Source organism: Bernardetia sp. MNP-M8 (assembly GCF_037126285.1).
In the GTDB taxonomy this organism is placed as follows: Bacteria; Bacteroidota; Bacteroidia; order Cytophagales; family Bernardetiaceae; genus Bernardetia.
Window position 1 is genome coordinate 3,499,554 of the sequence record NZ_CP147012.1, and the last position, 18,956, is coordinate 3,518,509.

The following is an 18,956-nucleotide window of genomic DNA, read 5'->3' on the forward strand; positions in this document are numbered from 1 at the left end:
AAAATAAATTGATTGTCTTCCTAAATCGTTTTCTATTAAATTTTGTCAATCTTGACCTAAATTTACAAACTATTCTTTACTTTATTTTCTTCTATAAGCAATCTGTTATCAATTTATGTTTGGAGGACACTGATAATTATTTCTTATGATACATTTTTTTGCAAAAATAATGAAGGTAGGAATTATTCTTCTTCTGTAATCTCTTCTTCCTGATTTCTTTTCTGACGAATTTCTTCGACCAATTCTTCTATAATAAGAGGATAATAAAGATGTTCTAATGCATGGATTTTGTGAGCAAGTATTTCGGCTGTGTCTTTGGGTTCTATTTGTACTTTTTCTTGAAAAATAATTTGCCCTTCATCGTACTCTTCATTTACCATGTGAATCGTAATTCCCGATTGTGTTTCCTTATTTTCTATAACAGCTCTATGTACATTATCTCCATACATTCCCTTTCCTCCATATTTTGGCAAAAGAGCAGGGTGAATATTAACTATTTGGTTTGGAAAAGCCTGTACAAAACTAGAAGGGATGAGCCACATAAAACCAGCCAACACAATTAAATCAATTTCTTTACACTCTAAAAATTGAAGTACACTTCCTGTTTTATAAAGTTCATTTTTTTCAAAAACAGCAACTTCTACGCCTAATCGTTTTGCTCTTTCGATAACAAAAGCATTTGCATTATTGGACAAAACCACAAAAGACACGTCTTTTTGTAATTTAAAGTGTTCGATAATTTTTGCAGCATTTGAGCCATTACCTGAAGCAAAAATAGCAATTTGAATCATAAAAATTAAAAGTGCAAGCTAGTATAAAGTATAAACAATACGAAGTAAAGTTATTTAATAAATTTGAGAAGTCGTTTTATATTAGTGAGCTGAAAATAATGAGCCAAACTATAAAATAGAACCAAGCAATGAGTGTGTCTTATTGGTTACGGATAGAATTAGTTTTTGTTTGATTTTGAAACTACAAAACTATAAAAAAAACTTGTATTTTATGATTATTATTTGACTGAATAACGTATTGATGAAAAAACTAAAAAAAAGAACAAAAAAAAGTCTTGTAGAAAACTCCACAAGACTTTTTTAATAAATGGCGGTCTGGACGGGACTCGAACCCGCGACCCCATGCGTGACAGGCATGTATTCTAACCAACTGAACTACCAAACCATTTTTTGACTTTACTTTTTAAAGAAATTCTAAAAAAAATAAAAAAGTAACTAGTTAAAAACTATTCTGAATTAGCGGTCTGGACGGGACTCGAACCCGCGACCCCATGCGTGACAGGCATGTATTCTAACCAACTGAACTACCAAACCGTTTGTGTTTGCTTTTCAGAATATCTCTTGTTTTTAATTAGAGTTCAAATATACGAACTTGAATTTTAAAAAAAAAGTTCATTTGAAATTAAATTAAAAAATGTTTTTATTAGTTTGTTTTGTATTCTTCTTTTAAGAATTGTCAAAAACACCTCGTTCTTTTCCCGAAGTGCGATGCAAAGGTAAGACAGTATTTTTGATTTTACAAGCGATTTACATAAAAAAAAGTATTTTTTTAATGAATTGAGAATGGTTTTAATCAAAGATGTTGATAATCAATAATTTATAAATTGATATTTTTTTGTTTTTTTTTTAATCTCAAGTTGAAATTACATTTTAAATTGCTTTCAAACTCATATCTAGACTTTGATAAGAATGTGTGAGTGCACCAACAGATATAGAATCTACTCCTGTTTTTGAAATTTCTCTTACTGTTTCTAAAGTAATTCCACCAGAAGCTTCACTCATTATTTTTTTGTTGGAAGTTGCATTAAAATCATTTATTAATGAAACAGCTTCTTTCATCATTTCATTAGACATGTTATCTAACATCAAAAAATCAATTGGTTTATCTTTTTTACTAACTTCTAAAACCTGTTTTACTTCTTCTAAATTTCTTGTTTCGATTTCTATTTTTAAGTCTTTATTATTGATTTTACAATAATTTTGAGCTGATTGTATTGCTTTTTCAATTCCTCCTGCATAATCTACATGATTATCTTTGAGCATTATCATATCAAAAAGTCCGTACCGGTGGTTTGTTCCTCCTCCAATTTTAACAGCCCATTTTTCAGTAATTCTAGAATTAGGAGTAGTTTTGCGAGTATCTAAAATTTTGGTTTGACTGCCTTTTACTGCTTCCACAAATTGATTAGTTAATGTAGCAATTCCACTCATTCTCTGCATACAATTTAAAACTAATCGTTCTGCTGTTAAGATAGATTGGGCATTTCCTTCTACAATAAAAGCAATATCTCCATGGTTTATTTTGTCTCCATCATTTAAGAATATATTTAATTTTAGATTTTTGTCTACTTTAGCAAAAATAAGTTTTGCCAGTTCTATTCCTGCTAAAATTCCATTACCTTTGATAAGCAAGTGGGCTTTTTTTTGTGCTGTGGAAGGAACAGAAGAAAGTGTAGAGTGGTCGCCATCTGCGATGTCTTCTTTTAGAGCAAGTGTTATAAATTGATCTAGAGATTCTGGAGTAAGATAATTGTACACTGTATTTATGTTTTTTTGGAGAAAGAAATTTTATAAAAATAGCTTCGTGTATTTTATACACAAATAAAGCTATTTTTCATGACATAATCAAAAGTAGGTAAGAATTAATTTTATGAATCCAATAATTTGTTGATAATCAATTGTTTTGACCCCATAGTTTATTGCGATTTTTCTGTAAAATATTTTCTTTAAAAGAAAAATTCACAAAAAAATAAAATCATTTTAGGTTTTTATTCGTTTAATAAATACGATTTTGTTTTAAAGAAATTCGTTAGTTTTACTGTTTACTAATTTATGTTTTAAGTATTCAGATTATTTTATAGTATTTAATTTTACGCTCATGAAAACATTTATATTTTCTTCTCTTGCTAAATTTACAACATCTAAAAAAATTATCGGCACACTTGCTTGTTGTGTATTTTTAGGGTTAGGAGGAAATTCTGTGTTTGCTCAAAATAATCTACATATAAAACTCCCTTATGATCCTCATGATAATCCTGTGATTTGGGCGCAATTGCAAAAAACTCCTTTAGATTCTTTGTTATGGCAAAAATATGTACACAAACAATGGACAGATATGCCTTTGAAGCAGCGTTTGCAAGTAAAACTATGGATTCAAGAAATGTGGTTAAATAAATTGAATGGAAACACAAATGAATTGATAGCAAGTACAACACAAACAAAGCCTGAAAAGAGCAAAAAAGAAAAAACAGAAATTAAAAAGACAGACAACACGACTGCTACTCAAGTTACAAAGGTTGAAAAAACAATAGCAGAAGAAAAAGATGAATCTATTTCTAAAGAAATAACAACTTCTACCAAGTCACTTAGTAAGTCTCAAAAAATAAATGAGTTGCTTGCAAAGCCAGAAGTAAAAAGTTTTATAAAAGATTTAGAAGAATCATTTTTGGCAGAATCTACAGAAATGGAAGAATTAAAAGAAAATCTATATGAAAATTTCTTTATTTTAGAAGCTGTCTTGGCAGATGAATTTGAAGTATTGGGAGCTGATTATGTTTTTTATAAACAAAAATACCCAAAAGGAAATTATAGTGAGTCTCGTTGGATGATGGAAAAAGAACAGGAACTCAAAGAGCTTAAAACTCAAAAACTTGAAGAAGTCAAGCAGGCTTTCTTAGAACGACAAATCAATTAGACTACACCAAAACAGCATAAATAGTACAATTTCTTATTAGAATAAGTAGATTTTTAATTTATTTTTTAATAAAAAACCTGATTAATTAATTGTTTTTCAGGTATTTATGTAATTTTTGGTTTATTACATAAAAATAATGCAAATGTGTAAAATAGAGTAGCAAAATAGAATTCTGTGTCAAATAGTTTGTTTGCTAACTTTTCTCTCTATTTTCTGACATGGGGATTTTCAGTCCTTTATTGTTTTATCAAAAACATTCTGTACTTTTATAGTTGTATAGACAATTGTTCTGCATTTGACTGTATAAACAAATTAATCTATCCTAAATCTATTACTTTTTATATTTTACCACTATGCCTATACTTAATTCTACCTTAGACCCTAATTTGAATGCTTTTTCAAAGTTTATGTTTTCTTTCACATTTTTAGTTTTGCTTTTTTTAGTTGGAGCAGTAGATGCCCAAAATGTAGAGAAAGACCCAATGAATAAACCAGATGTTTGGCAAAAACTTCAACATAATCCTAACGACCAAGTTCTTTGGGAAATGTATATAGGAAAAAAAATACAAGATTTTACAGACGAAGATAATGATAAAGTGGCTACTTGGCAAGAACAATTAATGGTTTTGCAGTCTGAACACGCAGATGTAATCATTACTTCAAAAGCAGATACAGATGCTGCTGACGAGGAAATATTAAGAGATATGCAAGTAAGTGATTGGAAAAATTTGGAAGAGGTAGTGATGAGTACAGGTTCGGAAATACAAGAAATGCGTCAGAATGTGGATGCTAATTTTGCTCTTTTAGAAGATTTATATGCAGAGTCTTTTGAAGAACAAGGATTAAAATATGTTGCTTATAATGAAGTGCATCCAGATGGAAAATATTCAAAAACAGCTTGGGTAGAAGCACAAGAAGCAAAACTACGTGAGGCTAAAATGGTGGAGTTACAAGCTCTACGCAAACAAATTAAAAAGAACTAATTATTTTGTTTACACTTATTTGATTTCTTATTGATTTAGTAATTTTTGAAACAAAAACAGTTAATAAATAGTAGTAGTAGTGCATATTAAAGTTGAAAAACTTAATTTTGCATACCTACTAACAAAAGAGTAATAAAAGTATTGTATTAATTTTTAATTAATTACTTCAGATACTGCTTATTTTTAAGTTAGTGATAGGTAAATTTGGTGATTCAAAAACATCGGTAATCTTTTACCGATGTTTTTTTTTGTTCAAATTTTATACTTCCAAAAACCTCAAAATCTCTTCATAAACTATATCTAATTCTTGGTCTGTAATAATATAAGGGGGAATTATATAGATAACATTTCCTAAAGGACGAAGCAAAATATTTCTATCTAAGAAGTAATTATAAATATTTTTGCGCCATTCATTAAAATAAGAAGTTTGTTCTTCTGTTTTGAGTTCTAAAGCGAAAATTGTCCCACACGTTCGAACTTCTAAAACTCTGCTTTTCAATTTTTTATTAGAATTTATTTGTTTTGCAAAGTGAAGGTGTTTTTCTGCAATTCGTTTTCTATTTTTAAAGCACTCATCAGTCAATAAAATCTCTAAACTAGCATTTGCAGCAGCACAAGCAATCGGATTTCCTGTATAAGAATGACCGTGAAAAAAAGTTTTTAAAATATCGTTATCATAAAAAGGTTGTGCAACTTCTTTGGTGCAAAGCGTAACAGCCAAAGGTAAAAAACCTCCAGTAATTCCTTTGGAAAGACAAATTAAATCAGGTTTTTCTTCTAAATATTCAGAGGCAAAAAGATGGTCTGTTCTGCCAAAACCTGTCATTATTTCATCAGCAATACAAAATGTATTTTTATTGTGAGCTAATTTTATAAGCTCGTCCAAATGTTTGGGAGAATAGGTTTGCATTCCTCCTGCTCCTTGAATAATTGGCTCAAAAATAAAAGCAGCCACTTCTTCACTTTCCAAAATCTGTGTAAATCTTTCTTTTACTTCTGACCAGTTTTTTTGTGTGGGGCGTGGAATAAATTCTACATCAAAAAGCAAAGGATTGAAAGGCGCATTAAACGGTGTTCTGTCACAAACAGCCATTGCTCCAAAAGTATCTCCATGATAAGCTCCTTCTATAGCAATTATTTTGGTTCTGTTTGCATTCTTATTTCTATTATGAAAGTGTTGCAAACAAATTTTTAAAGCGACTTCAATAGCCGTTGAGCCATCATCTGAAAAGAAAACTTTATTCATTGAAGGTAACAAGTCTATCAAACTTTGAGCTAGTTTTTCGGCTGGCTGGTGCGTAAAACCTGCAAAAATAACGTGTTCTAAACTATGCGCTTGCTCTGAAATAGCAGTTGCAATTTTTTTGTTTGCGTGTCCGTGAATATTTACCCACCACGAAGAAACAGCATCAAGAATTTTGCGCTCATCTTTTGTATAAATATAAATTCCATCTGCTTTTACAATCTCTAAAGGGTCGTAGCCTTCGGCAAGTGGCGTGAAAGGATGCCAAATATTTTCAGTCATTGAATTAGTAATTTTTGTTTTTATACAAAACTACTCATACTGTTTTAGAAATGCGATATAAATTTGGAATCAAATTGTACGATTTAAAATTTTAGACTATCTTTAATCTGATTTTTAGATTGAAAAATAAGTCGTTTATAAAATGGATAAGGTTAAAAAGCTTATTGAAGCAAACTTAGATAATAAAAGTCAAGAATTAAATCTCACTTGCTGTAATCTTACAGGTAGGGAGAAAGTATTAGAAGCTTTAAAATATTTAGAACACTTGAAGAGTCTTAATTTGAATAATAATCAGATTTCAGATATTTCATTTCTTAAAGAATTAAAACAAGTAAAAAGCATTTATTTAAGCAATAATCAGATTGTGGATATTTCAGTTTTAAAAAAATCAAATCAAGTACAAAATTTAGTTTTAAGTAGAAATCAAATTTCAGATATTTCAGTTTTAAAAGAGTTAAATCAATTACAAAGTCTTGACTTAGGTAAAAATCCAACTTTAAATATTTTTGTTCTAGAAGAGCTAAAAAAACTACAAGATCTTAACTTACAAAGCAACCAAATTTCAGATATATCATTTTTAAAGGAACTAAATCAATTACAAGAACTTTACTTAGATGAAAATCAAATCTCGGACATTTCAGCTTTAAAAGAGCTAAGACAATTACAGTATTTATATCTACAAAAAAATCAAATTTCACATATTTCTCTAGATGTTATTAATCAACTGTTTAAATTGAAAGAACTAAATTTGAGTAGAAACCCAATAAAAAATATTCCAAGGAAAGTATTTGATAAAGAGGAAAATGTACTTGAAGAAATAAAAGATTACTTAAGGTTTATAGAGGAAATATAGATTTTTATAAAAAAATAGAAATGAGTCTTACAAGATCAATTAAAATAAAGCTACTTACAAATCATTCTTGTTTATCCAAATTTATGAAAGATTTTTCTGAAAATGTTTGGACAATGAAAAGTTGGAATAACACATATGTTTCTACTCCTTTAAATGATAACGGGATGTTTGACTATCAAGAGTTCGAGACAATTCAAGAAGTATTTGAAATTTTGGATGAAAGTGAAAAAAATAAGCAAACAACAGCTTTATCTGTCTATCATCCAATAACTCAAGAAGATTTTGGATTACATATCAATTTTATAGATTATAAATACAGTTCTCAAAATAGTTACGAGTTAAATTTTGTTTTTGCAGCAGAAAAGCGATTAAAAGATTCTCCAAGACACACAGACTTTAGTTATTATTTGAATGAGTTACTTCCAAAATTGGAGGAAATAGATTGTGTTATGTATGAAATAGAATGCTCAGATTTTGGTTTCTAAACTAAGGTTTGTAAATACTTGCAAATCAATAAAAATACTCTTACCTTTGCAGTTCTGAAAAAAACCATAGTTGATTGTAAATGAGGATAGAATTGTATCAAATTCACTACTCAAAAAACTACAACTATCTTTTTCAGACGTTGCTAAACTTATTTTAAATTTTATTCTAGCACGCTGCTTAAATTCCTCACCTACGATATAGTTCATATTTTTATAAATATAGATAATACTAGGCTTAGGAGTGTTTGAAGAACAGACTGGCAGAGTTTCAGTTTTGTTCCAATAGACTTTTAGAGAAGAACAGTATTTAAGTGGTCTAAACATTTGTTTCAGAAATGCCTACTATTCAACAATTAGTTCGCAAGGGACGCAAAGAAATCATTAAAAAATCGAAATCTCCAGCGTTGGACTCTTGTCCTCAAAAACGTGGAGTTTGTACTCGTGTTTATACGACTACACCAAAGAAACCAAACTCAGCAATGCGTAAAGTTTCTAAAGTTCGTTTGTCTAATGGTATCGAAGTTATTGCATACATCCCAGGCGAAGGACACAATCTTCAAGAACACTCAATCGTACTTGTACGTGGTGGTCGTGTAAAAGACTTACCAGGTGTTCGTTATCATATCGTTCGTGGTGCTTTAGATACCTCTGGAGTTCAAGGTCGTAAGCAATCACGCTCAAAATATGGTGCAAAACGCCCTAAACCAGGTGCTGCACCAGAGCCAACTAAAAAGAAAAAATAATTTGAGTAATCAATAATTGAAAGAGATATTTGAAATTAGAAATATACTGTATTTCGGTTTTAATTTATCACTTATCATTTATCACTTATAATTATTATTTCAGATTGTTTCCTTTTTTAAAATTTTATAAAAACCTTGAGATAACTCATGAGAAAGCATAAACCAAAAAAGCGAGATATTCTTCCTGACCCAAAATTTGGCGATACAGTAGTAACTAAGTTTGTAAATAACTTAATGTACTCTGGAAAGAAGAGTTTAGCTTATGATATTTTCTATGGCGCATTGGAGCGTATAGAAGAAAAAATGAAAAAAGAAGATCCATCTGTAAATGGATTAGAAATTTTCAAAAAAGCATTGACTAATGTAACACCAGGTGTTGAAGTTAAAAGTCGTCGTGTAGGTGGAGCAACATTCCAAGTACCGACAGAAGTTCGTCCAGAGCGTAAAATGTCTTTGGGTATGAAATGGCTTATCAATTTCTCTCGTCGTCGTAACGAACGCAACATGACTGACCGTTTGGCTGCCGAATTTATGGCTGCTGCAAAAGGTGAAGGTGCTGCTGTTAAACGTAAAGACGATACACACCGTATGGCAGAAGCGAACAAAGCGTTCTCTCACTTCCGTTTCTAAACTAACTGATACTTTTGAAGTATCATTTGTTTATAACAAAATGGAATTAAAGCCATTTACAAATGGTTTGGATAATTACGAATTAAAAATTAAAAATTACGACTTTATTATGATTGATGGTTGGTATTTTTGTCTTTTAATGAGATTACGAAACATTATATTTTGTATATCTGAATTAGACTAATTTATCTAAACTAAATCTTAATCCGTAATTTTTAATTCATAATTCGTAATTTTTTATAACCATTTGTTAATCAACTACATCAAGCCTTTAGAATAGTGATAATTGAAATAAATTTCGTACTTTTGTGCGAGCTTATTCAAACAGACTTATTTATTCTCACTTGATATAGCAATACTACTAATAAATAGAAGTTTTCTATCTCATTATACATTTAGTTACAATGTCTAAAAAAGACCTAAAATTCCGTCGAAATATTGGCATCATGGCTCACATTGATGCTGGAAAAACAACCACTACAGAGCGTATTCTCTACTACACAGGTATTAGCCACAAAATTGGTGAAGTACATGATGGAGCTGCGACTATGGACTGGATGGAGCAAGAGCAAGAGCGTGGTATCACTATTACGTCGGCTGCTACAACAACAAGCTGGAAATACCCTACTGACGATAAAAGTTTGGATATTGATGGTTTGACAAATTCGTATCAAATTAACATCATCGATACTCCTGGTCACGTTGATTTTACTGTAGAAGTAGAACGTTCACTTAGAGTTTTGGATGGTGCAGTTGCTCTTTTCTGTGCAGTTTCTGGGGTTGAGCCTCAATCTGAAACTGTTTGGAGACAAGCAGATAAATATGGTGTTCCACGTATCTGTTTTGTAAACAAAATGGATAGAGCTGGTGCAGACTTTTTCAATGCTATTAAAGATATCAAAGCTACTTTAGGTGCAAATGCAGTTCCTCTTCAAATTCCGATTGGAGCAGAAGACAAATTTGTAGGCGTAGTAGATTTGATCGAAAAACGTGCTATCGTTTGGGAAGACGAAACTCAAGGTATGTCTTTCCACACTATTGATATTCCTGAAGATATGAAAGCTGATGTTGAAGAATATCGCAACAATCTTTTGGAAGAAGTAGCTGTAATGGATGAGGATTTATTCATGAAATATGATGAAGATCCAGATTCAATTACTCCTGACGAAATCCGTAGAGCAGTGCGTAAAGCTGTAATGGCAATGACGATTTTCCCTGTATTCTGTGGTAGTGCTTTCAAAAATAAAGGTGTTCAGGCTGTTCTTGATGCTGCGTGTGCTTATCTTCCTTCTCCTCTTGATTTGCCACCAGTTACTGGTACAAATCCTGATACAGGAAAAGAAGAAGTACGTCAGCCAAATGAAGATGAGCCTTTTACAGCACTTGCATTTAAGATTGCTACTGACCCTTTTGTAGGTCGTCTTTGTTTTATGCGTGTTTATGCAGGTTCTTTGGACGCAGGTTCTTATATCTTGAATAACCGTACAGGCAAAAAAGAGCGTATTTCTCGTTTGATGCAAATGCACTCTAACAAACAAAATCCTATTGATAGAGTAGGTGCTGGTGATATTTGTGCAGGTGTTGGTTTCAAAGAAATCAAAACTGGTGATACACTTACAGCAGAAAAAAATCCATTAGTTTTGGAAGAACTTACGTTCCCAGAGCCAGTAATTGGATATGCTATTGAGCCTAAGAAACAAGCTGACCAAGACAAACTTTCTTTAGCTATTACCAAACTTGTTGAGGAAGACCCTACTCTTCGTGTAAATACAGACGAAGAAACAGGACAAACTATCATCAGAGGAATGGGCGAGCTTCACCTTGAGATTATCATGGACAGAATGAAGCGTGAGTTTAAAGTAGAAGTAAATCAAGGTGCTCCACAGGTTGCTTATAAAGAGGCGTTCACTAACAATGTTGAACACCGTGAAGTTTATAAAAAGCAGTCAGGTGGTAAAGGTAAATTTGCTGATGTTCAGTTTGAAATCGGACCAGCAGAAGATCCAGAAAACCAAAAAGAAGGCGTTCTTGAATTCGTTGATGAGATTAAAGGTGGTGTAATTCCTAAAGAATTCGTTCCTGCAATCAAGAAAGGATTTGAGGAAGCAATGAAAAATGGTGTACTTGCAGGCTTCCCAGTTGTGGGTATGCGTGTACGTGTATTCTTTGGTTCATTCCACAGTGTCGATTCAGATGCTATTTCTTTTGAAATGGCAGCTCGTATGGGTTATAAAGAAGCTGGTAAAAGAGCAGGTGCAAAAATTCTTGAGCCAATCATGGACGTAGAAGTTGTTTGTCCTGAAGAATTTACTGGTTCTGTAATCGGTGACTTGAACCGTCGTCGTGGTATGCCTAAAGGTCAGCAAATGAAAGGTACTGGCGTTGTAATCAAAGCAGACGTTCCATTGTCGGAACTGTTTGGTTATGTTACTTCACTTCGTACAATCACTTCTGGTCGTGGTGCTGCTTCACTTACGTTCTCTCACTATTCAGAAGTGCCAAATAACGTTGCAGAAAAAGTTATTGCAGATGTTAAAGGCATGAAAGCTAACTAAAGAATAATTACGAATTAAAAATTACGAATTACGAATATAAATATTGATTACCAATTAATTAAAAGTTGAAAGGTAAAAGGTTATTTAATTGGTATTCCTAATCCATTTTAATTTGGAATCTATATATTTACTATTTCAGTAAAGATTTGGTTTAGACTTTAAAGCAATTACGAATTATCAATTAGAAATGAAACTACTAATTTGTATTCATTTTTAATTGATAATTAGCTTCGCTCCTTTTGCAGGTCGTAATTGAATAAGGTTTGAATAATGAAAAATAACTTTATTTTTATACAAGTCTTTCAAAACAAAACGATTAAACTCCTACGAGTATGTCACAAAAAATTAGAATCAAATTAAAATCTTACGACCATAATTTGGTTGATAAGTCAGCTGAGAAAATTGTTAAGGCTGTTAAGAATACAGGTGCAGTGGTTAGTGGTCCAATTCCATTGCCTACTAAAAAAGAAAAATTTACTGTACTTCGTTCTCCTCACGTAAACAAGAAAGCTCGTGAGCAGTTCCAACTTTGTACTTACAAACGCCTTATCGACATTCATTCTAGCAGCCCAAAGACGGTTGACGCTTTGATGAAATTAGAATTAGCTTCTGGTGTTGATGTAGAGATCAAGGTTTAATACTGAGGTGTAATTTTGATAATGTTGTCGTCGGTGGAGACATCAACAACAGCATAAAAATTATAGATTTTATAAAAAAGCATTTTCTTACTAAATTTAGGTTTGGTTGGGAAATGCTTTTTTTGCATATGAAATAGAATTATGGGTAAACAAGAAAATATAAATAGAATTTACGAAGTTTTTGAAAAATATACGCTTAATGGAAAGTTAGATGCTTGCCCTTGTGGCTGTATTTCTGAAAAGGATGAAAATAAACTGTATGCAAGGAATTTAAAAAAACTCACAGAAGATGATTTAGCTTATTATGCAAGAAAAGCAATAACTACTTGGGGAAATATATTTGACTACAAACACTTTTTACCTAGAGTTTTAGAAATTTATAGTCAAAAAGGAAATTCTGGTTTGATAGATTTGGGAGCGATTTATAATAAATTAGAATATGGAAATTGGAGAGAATGGGAAGAAGGAGAGCAAATCATTATAATGAATTTTGTAAAGAGTTGTTGGATAGAATCTGTAAATCAAAAATTAAATAATGACATATATTCGGATCTAACTGATTTTTCATGTTTTTTTAGTCAACAAGAACTCATAGAGTTATGGAATTACCCAACTAATAAAATTGCATTAAGAAATTTTGTAAATTATTTTTATCATAATGGAAATTATTTTATTAGAAAGCATTGTGAAACAGAATTAGCACATCTTTTAAGCAAGCCCAATTTAATAAAAGAATTAGAAAAAGAGTTTTTTAGAATAGAATCAAAAGATGAAGAATATTCTAGTGAAATATCGGTTGTTTTACAATTGATAGAAAGTATAGGCAATTAATTTAAGAGTTAGGAAATACTTTTTGTTTCAACAATTTTAACATTACAATCAATGACAAAATCTGAAAGATTCGAAGGATGTATAATTGGGGGAGCAATTGGAGATGCTTTTGGAAGTGGGTATGAGAATCAATTTAAAGAAAAAGAAGATGTTATTTATTTTTATGGAAAACCAGAAGTTAAAGAGCCTAAATGGAGAATAACTGACGATACACAATTAACTTTGGCAACTATCGAAACTATGACTGCAAATGAAAAGCTAACACCTGAACTATTAGCAAAGCAGTTTCTCAAGTATTATAAGCAAAGAAAAATAAGAGGAATTGGGGCAAGCACTTTGAAAGCATTAAGAGAATTAGAAGTTGGAGGGCATTGGAGTCAAGTAGGACGAAGAGGAGAATATGCAGCAGGAAATGGAGCAGCTATGAGAATAGCACCCATTGCATTCAAAGAAAATGTTACAAATCTTGAAATTAGAGATCTTTGTATAATCACTCACAACAACGATGAAGCATATATTGGAGCAAAGAGTGTGATAATTGCCATTAGAGAAATACTAAATGGAAATTGGATAGGAGAGACAAATTTGATTGAGTTGATAATAGAGCAAATTCCAGATACAAGAGTTAGAGACAGATTAATCGAAATCAATGGAATAAAGAATCTTAAAGAAATTGGGCAAATTGGTAACAGTGGATATGTCGTAGATTCAGTTCCTTTAGCTATCGCAGCTGCAAATAAAGTTCAAGAAATTGGAATTGAAGAAATGTATTTGCAACTAATTGAAATTGGAGGAGACACAGATACAAATTGCTCAATTGCTGGACAAATTGCAGGTACACTAATTGGGATAAATGGAATGCCTAAAAAATTGATAAATAACTTAAAACAGTTGAATGAATATGAATGGATTGAAACGACAATCAATAAATTAATAAAAAAAGAAAATTGGGTCTGATAATCTATAAAAAATAAATTATAAACTACAAGAAACTAGTTGCTGTTAATATCAATAATCTTTAGTAAATTACCAATACACTACTAAAAAACAGAACGATGGAACACAAATCAAATGTCAATTATAACAAAGAGCTTATAAGATTACAAAGAGAACTGGTCAAACTTCAATTTTGGGTAAAAGAAAAAGGCTTAAAAGTAGCCATTATTTTTGAAGGAAGAGATGCAGCAGGAAAAGGAGGCGCAATAAAAAGAATTTCGCAAACGCTAAATCCTCGTTTTTGTAAGGTAATAGCATTAGACAAACCCAATGACAGAGAAGTTACACAATGGTATTTTCAACGATATGTTTCTCACTTGCCAGCAGCAGGAGAAATTGCTTTATTTGATAGGAGTTGGTATAACCGTGCAGGAGTAGAACGTGTGATGGGTTTTTGTACAGAGGAAGAATACCAAGAGTTTTTGCGTTCTTGTCCAGAATTTGAAAATATGCTGATTCGTTCAGGTATTATTTTGATAAAATATTGGTTTTCAGTCAGTGCAGAAAAACAAAAAGAACGTTTTGAAGAACGAACTGAAACACCTAGAAAAAGATGGAAACTAAGTGGAATGGATTTGAAGGGCAGAGAAAAATGGCACGAATACTCAAAAGCAAAAGATATAATGTTTGCTCACACAGACACAAAAATGTCTCCTTGGAATGTTATCGATTCTGATCATAAAAAATCTGCTCGTCTGAATTGTATCAGTCATATTTTGAGTCAGATAGAATATGAAGACGTTTTGCCAAAAGCTGTTCCGATTCCAGATATTGATGAAACAAGTAATTATGTAAGAACGCCGATTGATGAACAGAAATTTGTTCCTAAGATTTATGTTAAGGGGAGTTTTGAATAAATTGTTTTCAGGTTTAAAAACAATATCGAAACAAAATATCTTTACTTTATTTGTATTTTATCCTTAGAAATATCTAGCTATTTCTAAGGGTATAAAACTTACTCTCTAATAATTATGTAATTACTATATAAAGAATAGTATCCAGTTAATTCAAGTTTTCTAGTAGATTTTTTTGATTCTTCCTCTAATGTATAAGACTTTTTCAGATTTCCTTGTTTATCATATATTTGCAAATGTTCTAAATATTCTTGCAAATTGTTGCCTATGTTATTTTCATGAGTAGACAAAATTACATCTCCGTTTTTCTCATTTATGTGAATTCTTCTTATTTGCGTATGAATTGGAAGTTCTACAAAAGAAGTAGCTAGTTCTTCTAAAGCAGGCTCGTTACCTGTCAAATCTGAAAGTTGTGTTTTGATTGCATAAACATTATTATTTATATCTGCGATCTCTATTTTTTTTAGCTTTCTCAGCCCTTCTAAATAATAAAATGAATTAGATACTCTACTTATATTATATACATTCACACTTTTCTCATTGTTCCTCTTTAGCTGATATAGCCTTCTTTCAGGTAAATAATTGTCTAACACTTTTGATGAAGCATCATCATATCGAACAATAACTTCTACATAATAGTAAGACAAAGTAATATAATTAACCTCTTTCACTTGTGTCCATAAATTCTGATAGCCATCTAGTTTATAGTTTCTTATGGGAGCAGTTTCACTAGCTTTTATAATACTAGTGTTTCTTGTATTTCCTACTTCGGACACTGTATTTAATGTAGATGAATTTAGGTGTTCTATTGTATAAGGTATATATAATGATCTTCCTGTTACAAGAGCCAAGAGTTCATTTTTATCGCTATTAAATATTGTTTCAGAATATTGTTTATCTGTAAGATCTTTCAATATCTGCCTGTTGGATAAACTTACCCACAAAACTCTATCATCTCTTGTAATTAATATAGCTGTTTCATTTTTTTTTATGTAAGTAAAATCCTTTATATCTATATAGTTTGCTATACCATAATCATCAAGGATTGTAAAAATATTTTTTTGCTCAAAAGTGAACTTATCTACTTCTATGACCTTACGAGAATCTAGAAGATAAATTGAGTTTACTCCTTCATAAATAGAACTTATATGTTTTAGACTATCTCCGTTATTAGCTTTTCTAAAAAGGTCATAAGTAATTGTCCCATCTTCTGCAAAATGAGCTATGTCACTAGACCCAGAAGCATTATCCTCATTATTATAAGTTGAGTTAACAATCGCTAAAACTCCTCTTTCATAAGTAGTCAGTTCCTCTTCTATATCTTGTTTCTCACAACTAAAGAATATAATGCTAAAGACAAGAAGTAGAACAAATTTGCAATAAATATTCATATAGATTTTTTTATAAATTTTAATTTTTACAAATTTAAGAAAAAATAGTTTCCAACTACTTACTAAGAGGGGAAGAACAATGTATTTTTGTAATTTTAGGTAAAAACTAACTCACCAAGTAAGAAAAAATATAAAAATGCCCACTCTACCACAACAAATTCTAAAAAAATATTGGGGTTATGATGCTTTTCGTGCTATGCAGGAAGAAATTATCGATTCTGTTATGGAGGGAAAAGACACGCTTGCACTTTTGCCGACAGGTGGAGGAAAATCGATTTGTTTTCAAGTTCCTGCGATGGCTTTGGAAGGGGTTTGTATTGTTGTTACGCCACTTATTGCGCTGATGAAAGACCAAGTAGAACAGCTTTCTAGACGTGGAATTTCTGCAAAAGCGATTTATTCAGGAATGTCAAAGCGAGAAATTGATATTACACTAGATAATTGTGTCTATAATAAAAATGTAAAATTCCTCTATCTTTCTCCTGAAAGGCTCAAAACAGATTTATTTCAACAGCGAGTAGCAAGAATGAATGTTTGTCTTTTGGCGATTGATGAGGCGCATTGTATTTCTCAATGGGGCTATAATTTTCGTCCTGCTTATTTGGAAATTGCAGCCATTAGAGAGCGAATTCCAAATGTTCCTTGTATTGCCCTTACAGCTACTGCTACTTTACAAGTTCGTCAAGATATTCAAGATAAATTAGAATTTAAAGAAAATAGCAAGGTCTTTACAAAGAGTTTTGCTAGAGAAAACTTATCGTATTCGGCTTTTTTGGAAGAAAACAAGAACCAAAAAATGCTTCAAATCTTGAATAATGTAAAAGGAACAGGAATTATTTATGTCAGAAATAGAAAAAAATGCAAAGAAATTGCTCTTTGGTTGCGTAGCCAAAAAATTTCTGCCGATTTTTATCATGCAGGACTTACACACGCACAACGAAATCACGTACAAGAATCTTGGATAAATGGCAAAATTCGTGTCATTGCAGCTACAAATGCTTTCGGAATGGGAATCGATAAACCAGATGTCAGAACAGTTATTCATACCGATTTGCCAGACTCATTAGAAGCCTATTATCAAGAAGCAGGACGAGCAGGAAGAGATGAAAAAAAAGCGTATGCCATTGCACTTTTTGATAAAAATGACTTAATAAATTTAGAAAAAAGAACAAAACAAGCGCATCCAGAAAAAGAAATTATTAAAAAAGTCTATCAAGCCTTAGCCAATTATTTCAAAATTGCTGTGGGAAGTTTTCCAATGGAAAGTTTTGATTTTGATATGGATGAATTTTTTCGTCGTTTTTCTATTCCCTACATAGAAACCTATAATTCTATCAAAATTTTGGAAGAACAAGGTTTTTTGCAGCTTTCGGAGAGTTTTTATACACCTTCCAAAATTTGGATAAAGGTAGATAATGCCACGCTTTATAACTTTCAAATTGCAAATCAAAAATCAGATACAGTTATTAAAGCAATTTTGAGAGCCTATGGAGGAGCTTTTCAGCAGTTTATTTCTATTTCTGAACAAAATTTAGCTAAGTTTTTGAATATGTCAAAAATGGACGTTACGGCACAACTCAATTATTTAGCCCAGCAAAATATTATTGATTATCAACCTCAAAAAGATGTTCCTCAGCTTTCTTTTCTGACTGCTCGCCACAATGCAAATGATTTGCCTTTAGATTTGGAGCTTTTGGAAACACGAAAAAAGGAAGCTCTGCAAAAAGCCTATTCAGTTATTAATTATGTTAGCAATGACATGCGCTGTCGAACACAAATTTTACTTCATTATTTTGGAGAAAAAACTGATGAAATTTGTGGGGTTTGTGATAATTGTATCCAAAATAAAAAGGCTTTAAATTTTTCAAATCAAAATCAGAAAAGCGAAGATTTAAAGACACAGATTTTAGAAAAAATAGCTACTGATTCAGTTCCTATTTACAAACTAACAAATCATTTTTTGAATATTGATGGAAAAGTGCTAGGAAAGACAATTCAAGAAATGGTAGCTGTTGGAACAATTGGATATGATAAAGTGGGAAATTTGGTTAGGAAATAAAGTTTTACAAAATAAATTTAATTATGAAAAAAATAGCCTACATAATTTTAGCCTTTGCTTTTTTATGGTCTTGTGTTTCAATAAAAAATAGTGAAACTTTAAAAACGTATAAACTTAAATTTAGAGGAAAAGCCTACGATTATGGCAAAGTTATCATTGGTATTAGTGAAAAGGAAACTAATATTAATGAGAAAATCTATCGTCCTCTTTATATAAATAGAATTTTTGACAAAAAAATAGAACCTTTTGGTTTTGTAAGAAATGTAGGAGATACTGTTTTTTTTCGTGCAAATTTATTTGGTTCAGAAGATTCTATTTATTTTCTTTATCATAATCATTTGATATCAAGAGAAGAGATGATTGAAGATAAAATACTTTTCATAACTAACTCAAATTCTTTAGGAAAAACTAATAAAATATTTAGCCTAACAGAATTATTCATGCGAGAAGCTGATATTATTTTAAAGAAAGTAGAGATGCTAAAAGGAGATTCTATTTATAGTTTTTCTGTAAGACCTCATACACTCTCTTCTGATTATCTGATTGTAAATTCTATAAAATATTCAAAGAAAAAAGGAATAGTAGAAGTGGGTTTTGAAACGTCTTATGGTGATGAGTGCTTTGTAAAAACTTCAAAATAGCCTTCTATATTTCTCTAATTATCATTTCTGTTCTGTTTATCCTGCTTTGGCAACAAAACAGAAAATA

At 31.1% G+C, this 18,956-nt stretch carries 18 protein-coding genes and 2 tRNA genes; 13 read left to right on the top strand and 7 right to left on the bottom strand.

Annotated elements, in window-relative coordinates; all coding sequences use genetic code 11:
* Nucleotides 1-182 precede the first annotated feature (182 nt).
* From V9L04_RS14255 to nadC, 4 genes are all read right to left on the bottom strand, one after another.
* Complete coding sequence (locus V9L04_RS14255) at nt 183-791, bottom strand: phosphoribosylglycinamide formyltransferase (protein ID WP_338790507.1); 609 nt, start codon at nt 789-791, stop codon at nt 183-185.
* A gap of 308 nt (nt 792-1,099) precedes the next feature.
* A tRNA-Asp gene (locus V9L04_RS14260) sits at nt 1,100-1,176 on the bottom strand.
* Nucleotides 1,177-1,251: 75 nt separating this feature from the next.
* Nucleotides 1,252-1,325, bottom strand: a tRNA-Asp gene (locus tag V9L04_RS14265).
* Nucleotides 1,326-1,661: 336 nt separating this feature from the next.
* Entirely contained in the window at nt 1,662-2,549 is an 888-nt protein-coding gene (gene nadC / locus V9L04_RS14270) for a carboxylating nicotinate-nucleotide diphosphorylase (RefSeq protein ID WP_338790509.1), read from the bottom strand.
* A 340-nt stretch (nt 2,550-2,889) separates the two neighbouring features.
* On the opposite strand from nadC, the gene V9L04_RS14275 reads away from it, so the two are divergent.
* Nucleotides 2,890-3,705, top strand: coding sequence for a hypothetical protein (locus V9L04_RS14275; RefSeq protein ID WP_338790512.1), 816 nt, complete (start codon nt 2,890-2,892; stop codon nt 3,703-3,705).
* Between the two features lie 353 nt (nt 3,706-4,058).
* Nucleotides 4,059-4,688 carry a hypothetical protein gene (locus V9L04_RS14280; RefSeq protein WP_338790514.1) on the top strand — a complete coding sequence of 210 codons (630 nt, stop codon included), beginning with the start codon at nt 4,059-4,061 and terminating at the stop codon, nt 4,686-4,688.
* 259 nt (nt 4,689-4,947) lie between these two features.
* Here V9L04_RS14280 and bioA read toward each other — a convergent pair whose 3' ends face one another.
* Entirely contained in the window at nt 4,948-6,213 is a 1,266-nt protein-coding gene (gene bioA, locus V9L04_RS14285; protein ID WP_338790516.1) for an adenosylmethionine--8-amino-7-oxononanoate transaminase, read from the bottom strand.
* A gap of 142 nt (nt 6,214-6,355) precedes the next feature.
* Here bioA and V9L04_RS14290 point away from each other — a divergent pair, with 142 nt between their 5' ends.
* Both V9L04_RS14290 and V9L04_RS14295 read left to right on the top strand, forming a co-directional pair.
* A complete protein-coding gene (locus V9L04_RS14290; protein ID WP_338790518.1) occupies nt 6,356-7,066 on the top strand; it encodes a leucine-rich repeat domain-containing protein in 711 nt (236 codons plus the stop codon).
* 83 nt (nt 7,067-7,149) lie between these two features.
* On the top strand, nt 7,150-7,551 hold the full coding sequence (locus V9L04_RS14295) for a hypothetical protein (protein ID WP_338790519.1): 402 nt from the start codon (nt 7,150-7,152) through the stop codon (nt 7,549-7,551).
* Here V9L04_RS14295 and V9L04_RS14300 read toward each other — a convergent pair.
* The gene (locus tag V9L04_RS14300) at nt 7,534-7,758 is read right to left on the bottom strand and encodes a hypothetical protein (RefSeq protein ID WP_338790520.1); all 225 of its coding nucleotides are present in this window, start codon (nt 7,756-7,758) and stop codon (nt 7,534-7,536) included. The genes V9L04_RS14295 and V9L04_RS14300 overlap by 18 nt on opposite strands.
* Nucleotides 7,759-7,886: 128 nt before the next feature.
* Here V9L04_RS14300 and rpsL point away from each other — a divergent pair, with 128 nt between their 5' ends.
* The 7 genes from rpsL to ppk2 all read left to right on the top strand — a co-directional run bounded on the left by rpsL (nt 7,887) and on the right by ppk2 (nt 14,801).
* The gene (gene rpsL / locus V9L04_RS14305; RefSeq protein ID WP_338790521.1) at nt 7,887-8,294 is read left to right on the top strand and encodes a 30S ribosomal protein S12; all 408 of its coding nucleotides are present in this window, start codon (nt 7,887-7,889) and stop codon (nt 8,292-8,294) included.
* A gap of 147 nt (nt 8,295-8,441) precedes the next feature.
* A complete protein-coding gene (gene rpsG / locus V9L04_RS14310; RefSeq protein ID WP_338790522.1) occupies nt 8,442-8,924 on the top strand; it encodes a 30S ribosomal protein S7 in 483 nt (160 codons plus the stop codon).
* Nucleotides 8,925-9,328: 404 nt separating this feature from the next.
* On the top strand, nt 9,329-11,479 hold the full coding sequence (gene fusA / locus V9L04_RS14315) for an elongation factor G (RefSeq protein WP_338790524.1): 2,151 nt from the start codon (nt 9,329-9,331) through the stop codon (nt 11,477-11,479).
* Between the two features lie 332 nt (nt 11,480-11,811).
* The gene (gene rpsJ / locus V9L04_RS14320; protein WP_338790525.1) at nt 11,812-12,117 is read left to right on the top strand and encodes a 30S ribosomal protein S10; all 306 of its coding nucleotides are present in this window, start codon (nt 11,812-11,814) and stop codon (nt 12,115-12,117) included.
* Nucleotides 12,118-12,258: 141 nt separating this feature from the next.
* Nucleotides 12,259-12,948, top strand: a complete 690-nt coding sequence (locus V9L04_RS14325; protein ID WP_338790526.1) for a hypothetical protein — start codon at nt 12,259-12,261, stop codon at nt 12,946-12,948.
* Between the two features lie 51 nt (nt 12,949-12,999).
* Nucleotides 13,000-13,905 (top strand): ADP-ribosylglycohydrolase family protein, encoded by a 906-nt coding sequence (locus V9L04_RS14330; RefSeq protein WP_338790527.1) that lies wholly within the window; start codon nt 13,000-13,002, stop codon nt 13,903-13,905.
* Between the two features lie 98 nt (nt 13,906-14,003).
* A complete protein-coding gene (gene ppk2 / locus V9L04_RS14335; protein WP_338790528.1) occupies nt 14,004-14,801 on the top strand; it encodes a polyphosphate kinase 2 in 798 nt (265 codons plus the stop codon).
* A 98-nt stretch (nt 14,802-14,899) separates the two neighbouring features.
* On the opposite strand, the gene V9L04_RS14340 is transcribed toward ppk2, so the two are convergent.
* The gene (locus V9L04_RS14340) at nt 14,900-16,189 is read right to left on the bottom strand and encodes a hypothetical protein (RefSeq protein WP_338790529.1); all 1,290 of its coding nucleotides are present in this window, start codon (nt 16,187-16,189) and stop codon (nt 14,900-14,902) included.
* A gap of 136 nt (nt 16,190-16,325) precedes the next feature.
* Here V9L04_RS14340 and V9L04_RS14345 point away from each other — a divergent pair, with 136 nt between their 5' ends.
* The gene (locus tag V9L04_RS14345; RefSeq protein WP_338790530.1) at nt 16,326-18,248 is read left to right on the top strand and encodes an ATP-dependent DNA helicase RecQ; all 1,923 of its coding nucleotides are present in this window, start codon (nt 16,326-16,328) and stop codon (nt 18,246-18,248) included.
* 23 nt (nt 18,249-18,271) lie between these two features.
* On the top strand, nt 18,272-18,889 hold the full coding sequence (locus tag V9L04_RS14350) for a hypothetical protein (protein ID WP_338790531.1): 618 nt from the start codon (nt 18,272-18,274) through the stop codon (nt 18,887-18,889).
* The last annotated feature ends 67 nt before the right edge of the window (nt 18,890-18,956 follow it).